Consider the following 18,240-nt stretch of genomic DNA (forward strand, 5'->3'; position numbering starts at 1 on the left):
ACAGAAGTCCGACGCAATGCCGACGGATCGCCGACCCGCCGATTTCCCGGAAAACCCAGTGTTAACTGCGAAAGCCGCCCTGATTCGCGTTGCCGCGCAAAAAGCGCCCGTCCGCCGCTGTCACCCTCCGTTAACAAACGGCCTTTGACACCCCGCTACAGGACCATAGGTTGGGGCGTATCCCCGGATCGCCCATGACACGCCCCGCCATCATAGACCGTGCCGCCGCGCTCATCCCTCCGTTCGCCCAGGCTGAACGGCCACCTCCGCGCACCCTGACCGCCTTCCTCGCCTGGTGCCTCGCCGGGGCATGGCCGATCCTTGCCGTCGCGACCGTCATCGCCGTCATCTCGGGCACGTTCGACATCCTCGCCGCGATCCTTCTGGGCCGTGTCATCGACGCCTCGCTCGCCAGCGGGCCAGAGGCCGTCTTCTCCGAAAACGCTCTTCTTTTCTTAGGCATAGCGGCCTTCCTGTTGATCCTCCGCCCGCTCGTTTTCGGGACATTCTCGATCCTCCAATCGATTGTCCTGCAGGCCAATCTCACCCCTCTCGTCCTCTCCCGCCTGCACCGCTGGACGCTGGGCCAGTCGGTGACGTTCTTCGACAACGACTTCGCCGGCCGCATCGCGCAAAAGCAGATGCAGACCTCCCGTGCGGTGACGGAAATCGCCGTCGAAGGCATCAACACGGTGATCTTCGCGCTTGCCGCCTTCACGTCGGCCACGCTGCTCCTCATTACCATCGACTGGCGCGTCGCCCTGATCCTCGCGATCTGGCTCGCGGGCTATCTGTGGTTCATCACGTGGTTCCTGCCCCGCATCCGCGTTCGCTCCGCCGCCCGCGCCGGGGCTCGTGCGGCTGTCTCGGGTCAAGTCGTTGATACGATTACCAATATGCGCACCGTCAAGCTCTTCGCCAATGCCGAGCATGAGGATGCCGCGGCCATCAACTCCATGCGCACCTACCGCGACCGGATCATCGAATTCGGCACGATGGCCACCCTCTTCCGCGTCCTCCTGACCGTCATCGCCTCCCTCCTTCCGGTGCTCTTGACGGGTTCTGTCCTGCTGCTTTGGCAGGCCGGTATGGCCACTCCGGGCGACATCGCCGCGGTTGGTACGGTTTCGCTCCGGATCAGCCAGATGACCGGCTGGGTCAGCTTCGCGCTGATGGGGATCTACGCCAATGTGGGCGAGGCCGAAGACGGGATGAAAACCCTCACCCCGCGTCCGTCGATTACCGATGCGGACGATGCCAAACCCTTGGAAATAAACGCCTCCCGCATTGCCTTCCGCAACCTCCGCTTCACCTACGGGCGCGAAGAAGGCGGGATCGAACACATCGATCTGACCATCGAACCGGGCGAAAAAATCGGGCTCGTCGGCGCCTCCGGGGCCGGGAAATCCACGCTCGTTTCCCTGCTCCTGCGCCTCTATGATCCCGAAGAAGGCAGGGTCGAGATCGACGGCCAGGACATCCGGCACGTCACCCAAGACAGCCTGCGCGCAGCGATCGGGATGGTCACGCAGGAAACGGCCATGTTCAACCGGACCGCCCGCGACAACATCCGCTATGGCCGCCGCGATGCGACTGATGCAGAGGTCATCACCGCTGCAGAGCGCGCTGAAGCCCATGATTTCATTACCGGATTGCGCGACCATCGCGACAACGCCGGCTACGACGCCTTCCTCGGCGAGCGGGGCGTGAAGCTCTCCGGCGGCCAGCGCCAGCGTATCGCCTTGGCCCGCGCGATTCTCAAGGATGCTCCTATCCTTGTCCTGGATGAGGCGACCTCCGCTCTCGATAGCGAGGTCGAGGCGGTGATCCAAACCGCCCTCGACACGGTGATGGAAGACAAGACCGTCATCGCCATCGCCCACCGCCTGTCGACCATCGCGCGGATGGACCGGATCGTCGTCCTCGACGACGGGCGCATTGCCGAACAGGGTAGCCATGACGACCTGCTGGCGCGAAACGGCCTTTACGCCCGCTACTGGCAGCGCCAGTCTGGTGGTTTCCTGACGACCGAAGCCGCGGAATAAATGCCTGAAATCAAAAGCCTGACCCACCACGGCCTCGGCCGAACCGAAGACGGCACGCTTATCCCCCGCACTCTTCCCGGCGAGGTGGTTGAGGAGGGCCGGATCCTCACTCCCTCGCCCCACCGGGTTAAACCGTCCTGCCGTCATTTCAAAACCTGCGGCGGCTGCACGATGCAGCACGCCTCGGACGACTTCGTCGCCGAATGGAAAACCAGCATCGTCACCAAAGCCCTGCAAGCTCAAGGTCTTGAGACCGACATGCGCCCGATCCAGACCTCCCCACCGCAAAGCCGCCGCCGCGCCAAGCTCTCGGGCATCCGCACCAAGTCCGGCGCCCTCGTCGGCTTCCACCGTCAGGCCTCCGACCAGATTGTCGCGATTCCCGATTGCCAGATCCTCAGCCCAGCGCTCAAGGCGACCCTCCCCGCGCTGGAGGCGCTGACCCGCCTCGCCGCCTCCCGCAAGACCGAGGTCGACCTGACCGTCACCGACAGCCTCGGCGGCCCGGACATCCTTGTTTCCAAGGCCAAATCCCTCACCCGAGATCTCCGCGAAGCCGCCGCCAGACTGGTCGCAGACCACGCGCTGGCCCGCCTCGTCTGGAATGACGAACCCATCGCCGATACCGGCACTGCCCACCAGCAATTCGGGAAAGCCCGTGTCGTCCCGCCCCCCGGGGCCTTCCTTCAGGCGACCCGCGAAGGCGAAGCCGCCCTTCTCTCCGCGACCCAAGAGATCACCGCAGGCGCCACCCGCATCGCCGACCTCTTTTCCGGCTGCGGCACCTTCACCCTCCCCCTCGCGGAAACCGCCGAGATCCACGCGGTCGAGGCCGAAGCCGCCATGCTCAAAGCCCTAGATGCCGGCTGGCGCAACACCCCCGGTCTCAAACGGGTCACGACCGAACCCCGAGACCTCTTCCGCCGCCCCCTCGACGCTATGGAAATCCGCCCCTTCGACGCTATCGTCATCGATCCGCCTCGCGCCGGCGCCGCCGCTCAGACCGAGGAAATTGCCAAGGCCGGCCCTCCAGTTATCGCCGGCCTCTCCTGCAACCCAGTGACCTTCGCTCGCGACGCGCGCCGCCTCACCGAAGGAGGCTACCAGCTCGACTGGGTGCAGCCGATCGACCAGTTCCGCTGGTCCGCCCATCTGGAACTCGCCGCCCGGTTCACCCGCGCCTGACCACGCGCCCCTCGCAAATCCTTGCAAAAAAGGCGTTCAAGACGTCGCACCCCCTAGCGTGATGGCCAGCGGATCGGCATAGTGGCGTCGCAGGCACCCCCGGCGCCCAAGCGCCCACTCAACCAGAAAAAACAGGCAATCGAGTCGTTACCCATGTTCCGCTATGTCTTTGTCCTTCTCGCCCTGGCCGCTCTCAGCGGTTGCGCCGGATCGAAGTTCCAGTCCTACAACGGGCCGGACGTCACTAACGTTCTGGTTTTCAAGGAAGAACGGATGATGCACCTCCTTCATCACGACCAGATCCTGCGCAGCTACGAATTCGAGCTTGGCTTCGCCCCGATCGGCAACAAGGATCAGGAAGGCGACGGCCGGACGCCCGAGGGCACCTATTTCGTCGACAGGCGCAATCCGAACAGCGATTTCCACCTCTCGATCGGAATAAACTATCCCAACGAAGAAGATCTTGCCGAGGCAGAGGCTTTAGGCGTCGACCCCGGAGGAGACATCTTCATCCACGGCACCCCGCGCCGCTTCCGCAAGCAGGATGACTGGACCTGGGGCTGCATCGCCGTGACGAACCGCGAGATGGAAGAGATCTACGCCATGGTGCAGGACGGCACGCAGGTGAACATCTTCCCCTAGGAGGACCGCCCCGGATCGCCGCCGACGATCAACGTCCACCAGATCTTGCCCGCGGGCTCCTGGAACCAGGCAAAACCCATCGTGCGGGCCTCACGCGCCAGGATGATGTCGCGCGTGTCGCGCAGTTCCATCCAGGCCGCCAGCGTCTCAAGCTCCGTTTCGTAGGTTTCCGAGATGTTTTCGCCGACCAGCAGGCCGTTGAACCCGACCCGGCGGACCCTGTCGATGGGCGAAGAGCCATCGGATCCGAAATGCCAGGGCCTGTTCTGCACCGCCATGTCCCGCGAATGGGTCGCTGCAGCCGCGTTCAGCTCGGAACTCAACTCAAGCTGGGTCAGACCGCGCGCCTCGCGCAGGGAATTGACGCTATCAAGCATCCGAAACTGGATTTCGGCGGTGTCCCGCGTATTGATCCGGTAAACGCGGGTCCCGTCGTCCGACGTGCCCACACCGCCCGATGGAGGTGCGCACGCCGCGAGAAATGTCACCAAGACCGCGATAAGAAAAGGAAAACGGACCATCTGGACCCCAAGGATGCTTCAGCCAAGGCCCCACATATCCGCTTACCCGTTGCACATCAAACCCAGCTTCACGGAACCGTAGGGCTATTACAGGTCTTTGATTTGTGACCGTTGCATGAAGACCCTACCTTCGCACGGTGAATTTACCGATTCGACAGAGGTCGACCCTATGGATACTCGCAAGAACGGGCTTTTGAGCCGCCGCGGCTTTCTCGCCGCAACAGCTGCCACACTCGGAACCAGCGCTGCCGCGCAGACTGCCGGGACAACGGAATTCGAAAGCGCTGTCACAAATACGCAGCGCCGCAACATCTCGAGCTTTCGGACGCTGGACTGGCGACCTTACTTCGGAAGCCTGAATAACGGCGCGATTCTCGTCGATATTCAGTCGCGCGCGCTGCACTACTGGTCCGAGGATCAGGCGATCTACAAGCTCTACCCGACCTCGGTCCCGCTGACCGAGGATCTGACGCGCCGCGGCCGTACTTCCGTCATCCGCAAGGTGGAAGGGCCCTCCTGGGCGCCGACACCCGCGATGAAGCGGCGGAACCCGGAATGGCCCGACTTCATCGGCCCCGGCCCCGACAACCCGCTTGGGACACACGCGCTTTATCTCAGCTGGACCTACTACCGGATCCACGGCACGCACGACACGCGCAAGATCGGGCGTCGGTCCTCGAACGGCTGCATCGGGCTTTATAACGAGCATATCTCCGAACTTTTCGCACTATCGAACAACGGAACCCAGGTTCTGCTGATCTGACGATTCAATGGGGGATTGAGCAGGGCGCGTGACGTTGTAAATCTGTTCGATCTGGCGATATACGGCGAGGCGAGGCATCAAGAATCATGCCTGCCTCTGCCTCGGTTTTCACAATGAGGGCAGGCACTTGTTGGAGAAGACTATGAAGAAATTTGCCCTTGCAGCTGTACTTGCTGGCGCTGCATCCGTGGCGTCGGCCGGTGGCCCGACCCAGCCGGTTATCGAGCCTGAGCCGGTCGTCATCGTCGACGACAGCGCGCCCAGTTCCTCGCGCCCCGGGATCATCATTCCCATCCTCGCCGTCCTGCTCATCGCAGCCGCGGCAAGCGACTGATTTTCTTTAGATTAGAGATGGCGGCCGCGTCGGCCGCCATTTGCCCGTCTCACCCCAGCCAGCCCCTGAGATTGTCCGAGATCGTCTCGGCCAGCGCATCAAGATGCGCAGCGTCGTCGTTCAGGCAGGGGATGTAGGTGAACTCCTCGCCGCCCGCTTCCTCGAAGCTCTCCCGGATCTCTTCGTTGATCTCCTCGAGCGTTTCGATGCAATCGGCAGAGAAAGCCGGGGCGCAAACCGCGATCCGCTTCTTTCCATCCTCGGCAAGCCGCGCCACCTCTTCCACAGTATAGGGCTTCAACCACTCCTCCGGCCCGAAGCGGGACTGGAACGTCGTCGTGATCTCCGTCTCGTCCCAGCCCAGCCGCTCGCGCAGCAGGCGCGTCGTCTTCTGGCACTGGCAGTGATAGGGATCGCCCTCCAGAAGATAGCGCTTGGGCACCCCATGGTAGGAGCAGACAAGGATGTCGGGCCGGTTCTCCAGCGCGCCGTAGGCTGTCTCGATTGATTGCGCGAGCGCCTCAATGTAGGAAGGCCGGTCGAAATAGGGCTGCACAACGCGCGAGACCGGCTGCCACTTCTCTTCCATCAGGGCCCGAAAGAACTGATCGTTCGCCGTGGCCGAGGTCGCGCCAGCGTAATGCGGATAAAGCGGAAAAAACAAAATCTTCCGGCATCCCGCCTCGACCATCTCGCGCACCTTCGACTTCGTCGAAGGGTTGCCGTAGCGCATGCAGAAATCGACCAGCACCTGATCGCCGTACTGCTCGTGCATCCTTTGACGCAGACCTTCGGTCTGCTGCTTGGTGATCGTCATGAGGGGGCTTTCGTTGGCCTCCTCATTCCAGATCGACTTGTAGGCGGCGCCTGAACTGAAGGGCCGCTTCGAGAGGATGATCAGCTGAAGAAGCGGCTGCCAGATCCACGGTGAATAGTCGATCACCCGCTTGTCCGAGAGAAACTCGTTCAGATAGCGCCGCATCGACCAGTAATCGGTGGCATCCGGCGTTCCAAGATTGGCCAGAAGGATCCCGACCCGTGCAGGTTTGATCTTCGGATGGTCCGCTTCTGCGTGAATGGGAACCTGGGCCTGCTGTGGTGTCGCGTCGAACATCTCTTGTCCCTTGTCGGCTTGGGCGCCGTCTGGCGTTTTGTCGTCTTTCATGTGTCCTCGCCGCGGGGCAATGCCGTTTCGATCGTGTTTAGCGCATCCGCAAGCCGGGCTTGCGCGGATCCCGGACGCAGCGGCCGGGGCTGCTCGGGGGCCGGCGCCCAGCCGGTCAATGTCACGATTTCGAATGTCGCGGCAAGCTTGCCATCCTCGGTAGAGAACTTCTCTCGGTAGATACGCTCGGCCAGCGGGAACAGATCACGCGGCGGCGGCGTCCTGCGGCGTCCGGCCAGTGCGTTGCCTTCGCCCATCGCCCGCAGGTCATTCCTAAGATGCCGCAGATCGCGATAGGCGACGGTCACTCGATCGGTGTCGGCGACAGGCAAAGCAAAGCCCGCGCGCTGCAAAAGCGCTCCCAGATCGCGGATATCGGCCATGGGCGACACGCGCTGGGACAAGCCGCCTGTCAGCGCGACCTCGGCCTCCGCAAGAGATGCGCGAAGCTCGAAAAGTGTCTGTCCTCCAAAAAGCGTGCCGACGAACAACCCGTCCGGCCTCAGGGCCCGGCGGACCTGGATCAGCTGGCCAACCGGATCGTCTGCGGTATGGAGGGCGAGGCCATGGATCACCAGATCCGCGCTCGATTCTCCCAACGCAAGCGTCGCCGCAGGTGCCAAAATGCGCGCATCAGGCAGGCGACCCTGCCACAAGGACGGGAAAGGCGTGATCACCGCCAGCGCCGTAAACGCCCTGTTAATCTCACTTAGTCTTTCTTCGACCTCAGTCGCTGCGCGATTTTGGAGGAACATCTCATGCGCCTGACGGCGCTGCCGCTTAAGCGCGGATTGGTCGAACAGCTCTGGCGTTTCACGCATGACTGCTCACTTAGGAGGATCGAAAGGCAATGCAAAGCGTCGTCAGACTTGTTTATCCACCGCAATGCCTGACCTGCGACGCCATGACAGATGCCGATTTCGCTTTATGCGGGCATTGCTGGCGCGAGACGCCATTCATCACGGGGCTCGTCTGCGATGCATGCGGGCTGCCTCTGGTAGGGGAAGGGCACCCGACTTCGCTTTGCGATGATTGCATGACCGTCGCCCGGCCCTGGAGCCAGGGACGTTCTGCCCTTCTCTACGGCGGCAATGCGCGTCGGCTCGTCCTTGGCCTAAAACACGGCGATCGCACCGACCTTGCTCAGCCAATGGCAACTTGGATGCTTTCGGCCGGCGCACCGCTTTTGTCGCCAGATATCTGTGTTGTCCCGGTACCAAACCATTGGAGCCGCCGGATCGCCCGTCGGTACAACCAGTCAGCTATTCTGGCGAAGGCGGTTGCTCGCGGCGGTGGTTTCACTTTCCTGCCTCGCACGTTGATCCGACCGTCCAAAACGCCACTGCTTGACGGTCATTCGCGCGAAAACAGGTTCGCGACGCTTCTCGGCGCAATAGAACCCCATCCGACACGCGGCAAAGAGGTGGCGGGTCGCAAGGCCGTTTTGATCGACGACGTTATGACGTCTGGGGCAACGCTGGCTGCCGCCACGGTTGCACTCTTCCAGGCGGGGGCGGCAGAGGTTTCCGTTCTGACACTGGCCCGCGTGGCAAAGGCGCCTTAGATACTGGGTGTCTTTGCCGATGAAGGAGACGTGCGGCGATGAAACCCGTCGAGATCTATACCTCCCCGCTCTGCGGATTCTGCCATGCTGCGAAAAGGCTCCTGACCGAAAAGGGGATTTCATTCTCAGAGATCGACATTCTGGCTAACCCTGACCGCAAGCCGGAGATGATCGACCGGGCAGGTGGCCGCCGCACGGTGCCGCAAATCTTTATCGGCGAAACCCATGTGGGCGGGTGCGATGATCTTTATGCCTTGGAGCGGGCTGGCAAGCTCGACCCGCTGCTCGCCGCGTGAAGGTCGGGCTTGTCCAACTGACCTCGGGCGACGATCCCGAAGCCAACCTCGTGCAGCTGAAACCTCTTCTGTCGGAGGCGATGGAGCGCGGCGCGGTGTTGATCACAACGCCCGAGGTGACGAATTGTCTGTCGCAAAGCCGAACCCGGCAAAACGAAGTCCTTCGGCCTGAAGACGCTGATAGCCATTTGGCCTACGGACGGGAATTCGCCGTTGCGAATGGCGTGTTCCTGAACCTTGGCTCGCTTGCCCTCAAGACGGACGACGCCGCGGGCCGTTTTACAAACCGGTCCTTTCTGATCGATCCGAGGGGAGAGATCGTCGCGCGCTATGACAAGATACACATGTTCGATGTCGTCATTTCGAAGAACGAAAAATACGCCGAGTCGAGCGGCTATCGGCCAGGCAACGCCGCTGTCATCGCAAAGGCCGAAGAAGCTAAGGTTGGCTTGACCATCTGCTATGACCTGCGCTTTCCTTATCTGTATCGGGCACTGGCGCAGGCCGGCGCAGACATCATCCTCGTCCCCTCCGCTTTTTCGCCGACCACCGGCGCAGCCCATTGGGAACCGCTTCTTCGTGCCCGGGCCATCGAAACCGGGGCGTTTGTCGTTGCCGCGGCCCAGACGGGAACGCATCCAGCCACCGAAGGACGTGCGCGCAAAACCTATGGCCATAGCCTTGTGGTGTCGCCTTGGGGCGAGGTCTTAGCCAATGCCGGCATCGAGACTGGCGTGACGGTGGTTGACCTCGATCTATCGCAAGTCGCCGACGCGCGAAGGCGGGTTCCAGCCTGGCAGCATGACCGCTATTTCAGTGCGCCATGACCAACGCGCCGGACATCAGCCTCGCTATATCCCTGTTCAGCGAGATTCTGACGATCGATCAGCTTGTGAGAAACCGGATCTCGAAGGCTTTGCCGAAAGGGATGGAGCTGTCTCATTTCACGCTCCTCAACCATCTCGTCCATATTGGTGACGAACGTACTCCCGCACAGTTGGCCAAGACCTTTCATCTGACCCGCGGTGCGTTGAGCAACACGCTTTCCCGGATGGAGCGGCAGGGCTACGTGCATGTCCGCCCGGACTGGGACGATGCGCGGCGAAAACTGGTCGCAATCAGCCCGGCGGGACGTGTCGCCCGCGATCAGGCGGTTTCTGCGATCATTCCGCTTGTTCAGGAGGCGCTAGCCGACATGGGCGCGGACAAGATGCGGGTCGCGGTACCGATCCTGCGGGATCTGCGGATCCGGCTCGCCGATGATTAGGGTTTGAGGCTGCTCGTCACGTAATTGACGCTCAGATCCCGGTCGGAGATACGCCAGCTCCACGAGATCGGGTTGAAGACGAAACCCTTCTTGTCAACGGGATCGAGCCCGGCCCCCGTCAAAAGAGTCTCAAGCTCTCCGGGCGTGATGAACTTCGACCAATCGTGGGTCCCCTTGGGCAGCCATCGCATGATCTGCTCCGCACCGACGATCGCTGCCGCATAGCTTTTTGCGCTGCGGTTCAGGGTCGAGCAGATGTGGAGACCACTTGGTTTCAGAAGGGCACTGCAAGCGGAAAGGAAGGCAGCGGAATCTGCGACATGTTCGATAACCTCCATGTTGAGCAGGACGTCGAAAAGCTCTCCAGCCGCCGCGAGGTCTTCCGCGGTGCAGTGGCGATAGTCGATCTCAAGCCCGCTCTGCTCTGCATGAACCCGCGCCACAGAGATGTTTTTCTCGGCTGCGTCGGCGCCTACAACCGTCGCACCCAGCCGCACCATCGGTTCGCAGAGGAGGCCGCCGCCGCAGCCTATGTCTAGGAGGCGGAGGTCGGTGAAGGGGGCCGAATCGGTTAGATCGCGGCCGAATTCGGTGGCGATCTGGGACGTGATGTAGTCCAGCCGGCAGGGGTTCATCAGGTGCAGCGGTTTGAATTTTCCGCCCGGGTCCCACCATTCCGCTGCCATGGCCGCGAACTTTTCGACCTCCTGAGGGTCAATTGTTGTTTGCAATGACATCGGTTTCTCCGTGGCGAGCGCTTCGCTTGTCTTATATAGGATTCGTATGGACAAGAGCGCAGGGCACAAAGGCACCGGGCAGTATCTTTATCCGCCGATCGATCCGTTTGATCAGCGGATGCTGGATATGGGCGACGGCCACCGCGTCTACGTTGAGCAATGCGGCCGGCGCGACGGCCTGCCGGTGATCGTCCTGCATGGCGGCCCCGGCGGCGGGTGCAGCCCGGCGATGCGGCGCTACTTCGACCCGTCGGTTTACAGGGTCATCCTGTTCGATCAGCGGGGCTGCGGACGGTCGCGGCCCCATGCGAGTGTCGAGAAGAATACGACCTGGCATCTGGTCGCCGATATCGAGCGGATCCGCACGACCCTGGGGATCACCGATTGGATGGTCTTTGGCGGAAGTTGGGGCGCGACCTTGGGGTTGATCTACACACAAACGCATCCGGATCGCGTGCAAGCCCTTATTTTGCGGGGCGTTTTCCTGATGACCCGGGCCGAGCTCGACTGGTTCTACGGGGGCGGGGCGGGCCGGTTCTGGCCGGAGCTTTGGGCGCGGTTCACCTCGCTTATCCCGGATGACGAGCGGGGGGATCTGATCAATGCATATGCGCGCCGGCTGTTCTCGGGCGATCTGATGCAGGAGACGCGCTATGCGCGGGCCTGGGCGGCGTGGGAGAATGCGCTGGCTTCGATCGACAGCATGGGCAACGCGTCGGAAAGCCCGGCGGATTATGCCAGGGCGTTCGCGCGACTTGAAAATCACTACTTCCGCCATGGCGGTTTCCTGGACGATGACGGGCAGATCCTGCGGGATATGCCGCTGATCGAGCACATTCCCGGCGTCATCGTGCAGGGGCGGTATGACATGATCTGCCCGCCGACATCAGCCTACAAGCTCGCCCAAGCCTGGCCTGCGGCGCGGCTTCGGATGGTGACGCGGGCCGGGCACGCGCTGTCGGAGCCTGGCATCAGCGCGGAGCTGGTTTCGGCCATGGATGCGCTGGCCAAGAAGGTGACGACCGTCGGGCTTTGAATTTTTCCGCCTGATCCGGCCTCGGCGTTAACTGTCTAAATTCCTCCCGAAACCGGCCATGCGGCATCCTGTCGGAATTCGGTCGGCATATGGTCGGAGTAGTTCAGCCGTTGAACGATCCCCGACGTGCCTCGTTACCCCTGCGCACTATCTGATGCGACGCACGCAACGAGGAGAGACCCGATGCCCGACGGACAGGACCGCGAAAGCCCGATCATCGAGGAGCGGGAGGACGGCCCGCTCGTCGTCAAGAATGCGACGGGCATGATCGGTCCGGACGGGCAGCCGATCGAGGTCAAGCCGGTGATGGCGCTTTGCCGGTGCGGGCGGTCGTCGGACAAGCCGTTCTGCGACGGAACCCATGAGAAGGCGGGGTTCAAGAGCCGGACGGAGAACGAACCCTCCGGCAAGGATCGCTGGCACCGCTACGAGGGCGAGACGCAGACGGTGCTGTATAATCCAAGGGTCTGTTCGCACGCGGCGCAATGTGTGACCCTGGCGCCCGAGAGCTTTCACCCGGGCACCCAGCCCTGGATCACGCCGGACGATGCAGAGGACCACAAGCTGCCTGCGGTGATCCGGGCCTGCCCGTCAGGGGCCTTGCAGATCGAGGGCGGCGGGCAGCTGATCCCCGAGCGGGTGACGGTGATGGTTCAGGAGGACGGCCCCTACTGGATTACCGGCGCCTGGATCGACGCGCCCTTGCCCGCCGAAGGGATGACGAAGGACAAATACGTCCTGTGCCGATGCGGCCTGTCGGGCATGAAGCCCTATTGCGATGGCACCCACTATAATGAGGAGTGGCGCGAGGGGGAGTGATCCGGCGGAGACGCGCATCCGCGCGTCACGCTTTTTACGGGATCGGCTGCGATGTGAGCCCGAGCGGTTCGGGAGGATCGCGGATTGAGATCGGCGGAACGGGAAGGAAGCGCTTGCATCCCCGGGGCGGCTTGCCTATATCGCCCTCAACAGCGGCGCGTCGGGGTCCACTCCCGAAGCTCCACCGGAAACAGGGCGGGCCGCGGGCCCGCTTTTTTGTTTGCGAGATCCTTTGATGTCAGACCTCATCGCCAAATCGGCCATGGACCGGCGCATTGCCGAGATCGTGACGCCCATGATCTACGGCATGGGGTTCGAGCTGGTGCGCGTGCGTCTGATGACCGGCAAGTCGTCGACCCTGCAGCTGATGGTGCAGCGCCCGGACGGGCAGATCGAGGTCGATGAATGCGGCGAGGTGTCGACGGCGGTGTCGGCCTTGCTGGATGTCGAGGATCCTATCCTGGATGCCTACACGCTTGAGGTCTCGTCCCCCGGGATCGACCGGCCGCTGACGCGGCTGAAGGATTTCGAGCAATGGGAAGGCTATGTCGCCAAGCTGGAGACCGAGGAGCTGATCGACGGGCGGCGGCGCTTCAAGGGGGTGCTGGAAGGCGTCGAGGATGACGAGGTTCTGGTCAGCATCGAGGCGGATGGGGCGCCGGTCACGATCGGGCTGAAGTTCGAGTGGCTGAGTGACGCCAAGCTCGTCCTGACCGATGAGCTGATCCGGGATGTTCTGAAGACCCGCAAGGATGCGGGCCAGGTGGATGAAAAGCAGTTCGACGAGGTTCAGACCATCGTCGGGGATGATGAGGACGCGCCGGAGGATGACCGGCACGAGAAGGAGAAGCAGTAATGGCGATTACGTCGGCCAACCAGCTGGAGCTTTTGCAGACCGCCGAGGCGGTGGCGCGGGAGAAGATGATCGACCCGGGCCTTGTCGTGGAAGCGATGGAAGAGAGCCTCGCCCGGGCGGCCAAGAGCCGCTACGGCGCCGAGATGGACATTCGCGTGTCGATCGACCGGAAGACCGGGAAGGCGACCTTCACGCGGGTGCGCACGGTCGTCGAGGACGAGGAGCTGGAGAATTACCAGGCCGAGTTCACCGTCGAGCAGGCCAAGCAGTACATGGACGACCCGAAGGTGGGCGATACGCTTGTCGAGGAGGTTCCGCCGGTCGAGATGGGGCGGATCGCGGCGCAATCGGCCAAGCAGGTGATCCTGCAGAAGGTCCGCGAGGCCGAGCGCGAGCGTCAGTACGAAGAGTTCAAGGATCGCGCCGGGACGATCATCAACGCGCTGGTCAAGCGCGAGGAATACGGCAACATCATCGTTGATGTGGGCGCGGGCGAGGCCGTGCTGCGCCGGACCGAGAAGATCGGGCGCGAGAGCTATCGGCCGAACGATCGGATCCGCTGCTACATCAAGGATGTGCGGCGGGAGGTGCGGGGGCCGCAGATCTTCCTGTCGCGGACGGCGCCGGAATTCATGTCCAAGCTGTTCGAGATGGAAGTGCCGGAGATCTATGATGGTGTCATCGAGATCAAGGCGGTGGCACGCGATCCTGGGAGCCGGGCGAAGATCGCCGTGATCTCGTACGATTCGTCGATCGATCCGGTGGGGGCCTGCGTGGGTATGCGCGGCAGCCGGGTTCAAGCGGTTGTGAACGAGCTGCAGGGCGAGAAGATCGACATCATCCCGTGGAACGAGGATATGCCGACGTTCCTGGTGAATGCGCTTCAGCCTGCCGAGGTCAGCAAGGTCGTTCTGGACGAGGATGCGGAGCGGATCGAGGTCGTCGTGCCGGAAGAGCAGCTGTCGCTAGCGATCGGGCGGCGGGGGCAGAACGTGCGGCTGGCGAGCCAGCTGACGGGCCTCGACATCGACATCATGACCGAAGAGCAGGAGAGCCAGCGGCGCCAGGCGGAGTTCGAGGAGCGGACGAAGCTGTTCATGGACACGCTGGATCTGGACGAGTTCTTTGCCCAGCTGCTGGTGTCGGAAGGGTTCACGAACCTCGAGGAAGTGGCTTATGTCGAGGTCGACGAGCTGCTGGTCATCGACGGCGTCGACGAAGATACGGCGGCCGAGCTGCAGGCGCGGGCGCGCGATCACCTGGACGCCCTGAACCGCGAGGCGCTGGAGAAGGCGCGGGCGCTGGGTGTCGAGGACAGCCTGGTTGATTTCGAGGGGCTGACACCCCAGATGGTTCTGGCGCTTGCCGAGGACGGCGTGAAAACCCTTGAAGATTTCGCGACTTGTGCCGACTGGGAGCTGGCCGGTGGCTGGACGACGGTCGACGGCGAACGCGTCAAGGATGACGGGGTTCTCGAGCCGTTCGACGTGTCTTTGGAAGAGGCGCAAGACATGGTGATGACGGCACGGGTGATGCTGGGCTGGGTCGATCCCGAGGATCTGGTGGCGCAGCAGGCCGAGGCTGAGGCTGAAGCCGCTGCAACCGAAGAGGAGGCGCAAGCCTGAGCGGAGCGATGACCCGGGGCGGGCGCGTGAAGGATCGAAGCGAACCGCAGCGGCGTTGCATCGTGACGGGGGAGAGCCAGCCTGTGGCCCGGCTCCTCCGCTTCGTGGTCGGGCCGGATGGGACGGTCGTGCCGGACTTGCTGGGCAAACTGCCCGGGCGCGGGATCTGGGTTGCGGCCGAGCGGGATGCGCTTGAGGCCGCGGTGACAAAGAAGCTGTTCTCGCGGGCGGCGAAGATGCAGGTCGCGGTGCCGGACGGGCTGATCGACGATGTCGAGCGGCAACTGGCCCGGCGGGTCGTGGAATTGATCTCGCTCGGGCGGAAGTCGGGCGCGGCGGTCTGCGGGTTCGAGAAGGTGAAAGGGTGGCTCTCGGGTGGCGCTTCGGTGCGTGTTCTGCTACAGGCAAGCGATGCGTCCGAGCGTGGCAAGGCAAAGCTCTGGACGCCGGAAGGGGCACGGTATTTTGACTGTTTGAGCCAAGCTGAATTGGGCTTGGCCTTTGGGCGTGAAACTGTGGTACATGCCGCGCTCTCCTCTGGTGGACTCGGGAACCGTGTTGTAGAGGAAGCCGCGAAACTGCGCGGCTTGCGGCAAAAAGCTGGTGGCAATGGGGCCGCCGCGAAAGGATAGACGATCTCTATGAGTGACAGTGACGGCAAAAAAACACTTGGTCTGCGCGGCCCCCGTTCGGGAAACGTGAAGCAGAGCTTTAGCCATGGGCGGACCAAGAACGTCGTGGTCGAAACGAAACGCAAGCGCGTCGTCGTGCCGAAGGCGGGCGCCGCTGGCGCGAACAAGGGTGCTGGCCCGGTGGGCGGCGACCCGAAGAAGCGCCCCGATGGCATCACCGATGCGGAGATGGATCGCCGCCTGAAGGCGCTGCAGGCCGCCAAGGCCCGCGAGGCCGAGGAAACTGCCAAGCGCGAGGCCGAAGAAAAGGCCCGCGCCGAGGAGCGTGCCAAGCGCCGCGAAGAGGCCGAGGCGAAAGAGCGCGAAGATCGCGAACGCGAGGAGGCGCTGAAAGCCAAGGCCGAGGAAGAGGCCCGCCAGAAGAAGGCCGCCGAAGAAGCGGCGCGTCAGGCCGCCGCCCCGGCCCCCGTGGCCGAAGAAGCGGCGCGTCCGAAGAGCGCGACCCCGGCCCGCAAGCAGCCCCAGCGCGAAGAACCGCGCCGGGAGCAGAAGGGCAAAGGCCGTGACGACAGCCGCCGGTCCGGCAAGCTGACCGTCAATCAGGCCCTGCGCGGGGGCGAAGGCGGGCGGCAGAAGTCGCTGGCTGCGATGAAGCGCAAGCAGGAGCGTGCCCGCCAGAAGGCGATGGGCGGCCCGGTCGAGCGCGAGAAGGTCGTGCGCAACGTGCAGCTGCCCGAAGCGATCATGGTCAGCGAACTGGCCAACCGGATGTCGGAACGGGTTGCGGATGTCGTGAAGTCACTGATGCAGAACGGCATCATGGCCACGCAGACGCAGACGATCGATGCCGATACCGCCGAGCTGATCATCGAAGAGTTCGGGCACAATGTCGTGCGTGTCTCTGACGCGGATGTCGAGGACGTCATCCAGCAGGAAGAGGACAAGGTCGAGGACCTGAAGCCGCGCGCGCCGGTCATTACGATCATGGGGCATGTCGACCACGGGAAGACCTCTCTCCTCGATGCGATCCGCAATGCGCGGGTCGTGCAGGGCGAGGCTGGCGGCATCACCCAGCATATCGGCGCCTATCAGGTGGAGCAGAACGGCAAGAAGCTGACCTTCCTCGATACGCCGGGCCATGCCGCGTTTACATCCATGCGGGCGCGTGGCGCGCAGGTCACGGATATCGTCGTGCTGGTCGTCGCTGCCGATGACGCGGTGATGCCGCAGACGGTTGAGGCGATCAATCACGCCAAGGCGGCCGAAGTGCCGATGATCGTGGCGATCAACAAGATCGATCTGCCCGCTGCGAACCCCGATAAGGTTCGCACTGATCTGCTTCAGCACGAAGTGATCGTGGAGAAGATGTCGGGCGAGGTTCAGGATGTCGAGGTCTCTGCCCAGACGGGTCAGGGCCTTGATCAGCTTCTTGAGGCGATCGCGCTGCAGGCGGAACTTCTTGAATTGAAGGCGAACCCGGACCGGGCGGCCTCTGGCGCCGTCATCGAAGCGCAGCTGGATGTGGGCCGCGGCCCCGTCGCGACGGTGCTTGTCCAGAACGGCACGCTCAAGCAGGGCGATATCTTCGTCGTGGGCGAACAGTGGGGCAAGGTGCGCGCGATGGAGAACGATCAGGGCAAGCGCGTGAAAGACGCGGGTCCGTCCGTTCCCGTCGAGGTGCTGGGCCTGAACGGCACGCCGGAAGCGGGGGACGTTCTGAACGTCGTCGATACCGAAGCGCAGGCGCGGGAGATCGCAGCATACCGCGAGAGTGCCGCGAAGGAGAAGCGCGCGGCGGCAGGGGCGGCAACGACGCTGGAACAGCTGATGGCGAATGCCAAGGCGGACGAGAATGTCAGCGAGATGCCGATCCTCGTGAAGGCGGACGTTCAGGGGTCTGCCGAAGCGATCGTTCAGGCGATGGAGAAGATCGGCAACGAAGAGGTGCGCGTGCGCGTGCTGCATTCGGGCGTCGGTGCCATCACCGAATCGGATGTCGGCCTTGCCGAGGCGTCGGGCGCGCCGGTCTTTGGGTTCAACGTTCGGGCCAATGCGACGGCGCGGAGCGTGGCGAACCAGAAGGGCGTGGAGATCCGGTACTATTCGGTGATCTACGATCTGGTCGACGACGTGAAGGCGGCGGCGAGTGGTCTGCTATCGGCCGAGATCCGTGAGAACTTCATCGGATATGCCGAGATCCGCGAAGTCTTCAAGGTGTCGGGTGTCGGTAAGGTGGCCGGGTGTCTTGTCACCGAAGGCGTCGCGCGCCGGTCGGCCGGGGTGCGCCTGCTGCGTGACAACGTCGTGATCCATGAGGGCACGCTGAAGACGCTGAAGCGCTTCAAGGACGAGGTTGCCGAGGTTCAGTCGGGTCAGGAATGCGGGATGGCGTTCGAGAACTACGACGATATCCGTCAGGGCGACGTGATCGAGATCTTCGAACGCGAAGAGGTCGAGCGGACGCTCGACTGATCCGGAATGCTGGGATGATTGGAAGGGTCGGCGGTGTCGCCGGCCCTTTTCTTATGCCGCTTTCGCGATCGGTCTGCCCGTGAAGGTCTTTTTCCCCACGCGGACAACCATGTTTCCGTTGGCAAGCGTCTTGACCAGTAGCCCCTGGACAGAGATGCAGCTGCCGAGCGTTATGGTGCGCAACATCGTTCTCTTCCCCTTGAACAACACGTTTCCAAGTAGGCGTAATATAGCACCGTTTTTCGACTCTGCTAAGAAAAAGTCCGCTCACGCACTATTAT

At 63.0% G+C, this 18,240-nt stretch carries 19 protein-coding genes; 15 read left to right on the top strand and 4 right to left on the bottom strand.

Features of this window, described 5'->3' with window-relative positions; all coding sequences use genetic code 11:
* Positions 1–194 precede the first annotated feature (194 nt).
* From AADZ90_RS03200 to AADZ90_RS03210, 3 genes are all read left to right on the top strand, one after another.
* Positions 195–2,045 carry an ABC transporter ATP-binding protein gene (locus AADZ90_RS03200; protein ID WP_367309204.1) on the top strand — a complete coding sequence of 617 codons (1,851 nt, stop codon included), beginning with the start codon at positions 195–197 and terminating at the stop codon, positions 2,043–2,045.
* Positions 2,046–3,230: a class I SAM-dependent RNA methyltransferase gene (locus AADZ90_RS03205; RefSeq protein WP_367309203.1), complete on the top strand. Its 1,185-nt coding sequence runs from the start codon at positions 2,046–2,048 to the stop codon at positions 3,228–3,230. It abuts the gene before it with no gap.
* 153 nt (positions 3,231–3,383) lie between these two features.
* Complete coding sequence (locus AADZ90_RS03210) at positions 3,384–3,872, top strand: L,D-transpeptidase family protein (protein WP_367309202.1); 489 nt, start codon at positions 3,384–3,386, stop codon at positions 3,870–3,872.
* Here AADZ90_RS03210 and dalA read toward each other — a convergent pair.
* Positions 3,869–4,393 (bottom strand): divisome-associated lipoprotein DalA, encoded by a 525-nt coding sequence (gene dalA / locus AADZ90_RS03215; protein ID WP_367309201.1) that lies wholly within the window; start codon positions 4,391–4,393, stop codon positions 3,869–3,871. The genes AADZ90_RS03210 and dalA overlap by 4 nt on opposite strands.
* A 169-nt stretch (positions 4,394–4,562) precedes the next feature.
* Here dalA and AADZ90_RS03220 point away from each other — a divergent pair, with 169 nt between their 5' ends.
* A complete protein-coding gene (locus tag AADZ90_RS03220) occupies positions 4,563–5,156 on the top strand; it encodes a L,D-transpeptidase (protein WP_367309200.1) in 594 nt (197 codons plus the stop codon).
* A 142-nt stretch (positions 5,157–5,298) separates the two neighbouring features.
* Positions 5,299–5,490, top strand: a complete 192-nt coding sequence (locus AADZ90_RS03225; protein WP_367309199.1) for a ferrochelatase — start codon at positions 5,299–5,301, stop codon at positions 5,488–5,490.
* Between the two features lie 49 nt (positions 5,491–5,539).
* On the opposite strand, the gene hemH is transcribed toward AADZ90_RS03225, so the two are convergent.
* Both hemH and AADZ90_RS03235 read right to left on the bottom strand, forming a co-directional pair.
* Positions 5,540–6,604: a ferrochelatase gene (gene hemH / locus AADZ90_RS03230; RefSeq protein ID WP_367309565.1), complete on the bottom strand. Its 1,065-nt coding sequence runs from the start codon at positions 6,602–6,604 to the stop codon at positions 5,540–5,542.
* 47 nt (positions 6,605–6,651) lie between these two features.
* A complete protein-coding gene (locus AADZ90_RS03235; RefSeq protein WP_367309198.1) occupies positions 6,652–7,476 on the bottom strand; it encodes a class I SAM-dependent methyltransferase in 825 nt (274 codons plus the stop codon).
* Positions 7,477–7,505: 29 nt separating this feature from the next.
* On the opposite strand from AADZ90_RS03235, the gene AADZ90_RS03240 reads away from it, so the two are divergent.
* The 4 genes from AADZ90_RS03240 to AADZ90_RS03255 are packed head-to-tail and all read left to right on the top strand — an operon-like array spanning position 7,506 to position 9,782.
* Entirely contained in the window at positions 7,506–8,219 is a 714-nt protein-coding gene (locus AADZ90_RS03240) for a double zinc ribbon domain-containing protein (protein WP_367309197.1), read from the top strand.
* Between the two features lie 38 nt (positions 8,220–8,257).
* Positions 8,258–8,515, top strand: coding sequence for a glutaredoxin 3 (gene grxC / locus AADZ90_RS03245; protein WP_367309196.1), 258 nt, complete (start codon positions 8,258–8,260; stop codon positions 8,513–8,515).
* Positions 8,512–9,342 carry a carbon-nitrogen hydrolase family protein gene (locus AADZ90_RS03250; RefSeq protein ID WP_367309195.1) on the top strand — a complete coding sequence of 277 codons (831 nt, stop codon included), beginning with the start codon at positions 8,512–8,514 and terminating at the stop codon, positions 9,340–9,342. Before grxC ends, AADZ90_RS03250 begins: the two co-directional genes overlap by 4 nt.
* Complete coding sequence (locus tag AADZ90_RS03255) at positions 9,339–9,782, top strand: MarR family winged helix-turn-helix transcriptional regulator (protein WP_367309194.1); 444 nt, start codon at positions 9,339–9,341, stop codon at positions 9,780–9,782. The genes AADZ90_RS03250 and AADZ90_RS03255 overlap by 4 nt, the downstream gene beginning before the upstream one ends.
* Here AADZ90_RS03255 and ubiG read toward each other — a convergent pair.
* On the bottom strand, positions 9,779–10,519 hold the full coding sequence (gene ubiG, locus AADZ90_RS03260; RefSeq protein ID WP_367309193.1) for a bifunctional 2-polyprenyl-6-hydroxyphenol methylase/3-demethylubiquinol 3-O-methyltransferase UbiG: 741 nt from the start codon (positions 10,517–10,519) through the stop codon (positions 9,779–9,781). The two genes, AADZ90_RS03255 and ubiG, sit on opposite strands and share 4 nt — an antisense overlap.
* A gap of 46 nt (positions 10,520–10,565) precedes the next feature.
* Here ubiG and pip point away from each other — a divergent pair, with 46 nt between their 5' ends.
* From pip to infB, 6 genes are all read left to right on the top strand, one after another.
* Entirely contained in the window at positions 10,566–11,555 is a 990-nt protein-coding gene (pip, locus tag AADZ90_RS03265) for a prolyl aminopeptidase (RefSeq protein WP_367309192.1), read from the top strand.
* Positions 11,556–11,738: 183 nt separating this feature from the next.
* Positions 11,739–12,374 (top strand): CDGSH iron-sulfur domain-containing protein, encoded by a 636-nt coding sequence (locus AADZ90_RS03270; RefSeq protein WP_367309191.1) that lies wholly within the window; start codon positions 11,739–11,741, stop codon positions 12,372–12,374.
* Positions 12,375–12,609: 235 nt separating this feature from the next.
* On the top strand, positions 12,610–13,230 hold the full coding sequence (gene rimP, locus AADZ90_RS03275; protein ID WP_367309190.1) for a ribosome maturation factor RimP: 621 nt from the start codon (positions 12,610–12,612) through the stop codon (positions 13,228–13,230).
* Positions 13,230–14,855: a transcription termination factor NusA gene (gene nusA / locus AADZ90_RS03280; protein ID WP_367309189.1), complete on the top strand. Its 1,626-nt coding sequence runs from the start codon at positions 13,230–13,232 to the stop codon at positions 14,853–14,855. Before rimP ends, nusA begins: the two co-directional genes overlap by 1 nt.
* Positions 14,856–14,863: 8 nt before the next feature.
* A complete protein-coding gene (locus AADZ90_RS03285) occupies positions 14,864–15,487 on the top strand; it encodes an RNA-binding protein (protein ID WP_367309188.1) in 624 nt (207 codons plus the stop codon).
* A 9-nt stretch (positions 15,488–15,496) separates the two neighbouring features.
* Positions 15,497–17,959, top strand: coding sequence for a translation initiation factor IF-2 (infB, locus tag AADZ90_RS03290; protein WP_367309187.1), 2,463 nt, complete (start codon positions 15,497–15,499; stop codon positions 17,957–17,959).
* Positions 17,960–18,240: the final 281 nt, after the last annotated feature.

The organism is Aestuariibius violaceus (assembly GCF_040779325.2).
GTDB classification, from domain to species: Bacteria; Pseudomonadota; Alphaproteobacteria; order Rhodobacterales; family Rhodobacteraceae; genus Aestuariibius; species Aestuariibius violaceus.

Bases quoted from the DNA above. Each gene is read 5' to 3' on its own strand.
- dalA (WP_367309201.1), bottom strand. From the start codon at position 4,393: ATGGTCCGTTTTCCTTTTCTTATCGCGGTCTTGGTGACATTTCTCGCG.
- AADZ90_RS03225 (WP_367309199.1), top strand. From the start codon at position 5,299: ATGAAGAAATTTGCCCTTGCAGCTGTACTTGCTGGCGCTGCATCCGTG.
- nusA (WP_367309189.1), top strand. From the start codon at position 13,230: ATGGCGATTACGTCGGCCAACCAGCTGGAGCTTTTGCAGACCGCCGAG.
- AADZ90_RS03220 (WP_367309200.1), top strand. From the start codon at position 4,563: ATGGATACTCGCAAGAACGGGCTTTTGAGCCGCCGCGGCTTTCTCGCC.
- AADZ90_RS03255 (WP_367309194.1), top strand. From the start codon at position 9,339: ATGACCAACGCGCCGGACATCAGCCTCGCTATATCCCTGTTCAGCGAG.
- hemH (WP_367309565.1), bottom strand. From the start codon at position 6,604: ATGTTCGACGCGACACCACAGCAGGCCCAGGTTCCCATTCACGCAGAA.
- pip (WP_367309192.1), top strand. From the start codon at position 10,566: ATGGACAAGAGCGCAGGGCACAAAGGCACCGGGCAGTATCTTTATCCG.
- infB (WP_367309187.1), top strand. From the start codon at position 15,497: ATGAGTGACAGTGACGGCAAAAAAACACTTGGTCTGCGCGGCCCCCGT.
- AADZ90_RS03200 (WP_367309204.1), top strand. From the start codon at position 195: ATGACACGCCCCGCCATCATAGACCGTGCCGCCGCGCTCATCCCTCCG.
- AADZ90_RS03240 (WP_367309197.1), top strand. From the start codon at position 7,506: ATGCAAAGCGTCGTCAGACTTGTTTATCCACCGCAATGCCTGACCTGC.
- AADZ90_RS03235 (WP_367309198.1), bottom strand. From the start codon at position 7,476: ATGCGTGAAACGCCAGAGCTGTTCGACCAATCCGCGCTTAAGCGGCAG.
- AADZ90_RS03205 (WP_367309203.1), top strand. From the start codon at position 2,046: ATGCCTGAAATCAAAAGCCTGACCCACCACGGCCTCGGCCGAACCGAA.
- rimP (WP_367309190.1), top strand. From the start codon at position 12,610: ATGTCAGACCTCATCGCCAAATCGGCCATGGACCGGCGCATTGCCGAG.
- AADZ90_RS03285 (WP_367309188.1), top strand. From the start codon at position 14,864: ATGACCCGGGGCGGGCGCGTGAAGGATCGAAGCGAACCGCAGCGGCGT.
- AADZ90_RS03210 (WP_367309202.1), top strand. From the start codon at position 3,384: ATGTTCCGCTATGTCTTTGTCCTTCTCGCCCTGGCCGCTCTCAGCGGT.
- AADZ90_RS03270 (WP_367309191.1), top strand. From the start codon at position 11,739: ATGCCCGACGGACAGGACCGCGAAAGCCCGATCATCGAGGAGCGGGAG.
- grxC (WP_367309196.1), top strand. From the start codon at position 8,258: ATGAAACCCGTCGAGATCTATACCTCCCCGCTCTGCGGATTCTGCCAT.
- ubiG (WP_367309193.1), bottom strand. From the start codon at position 10,519: ATGTCATTGCAAACAACAATTGACCCTCAGGAGGTCGAAAAGTTCGCG.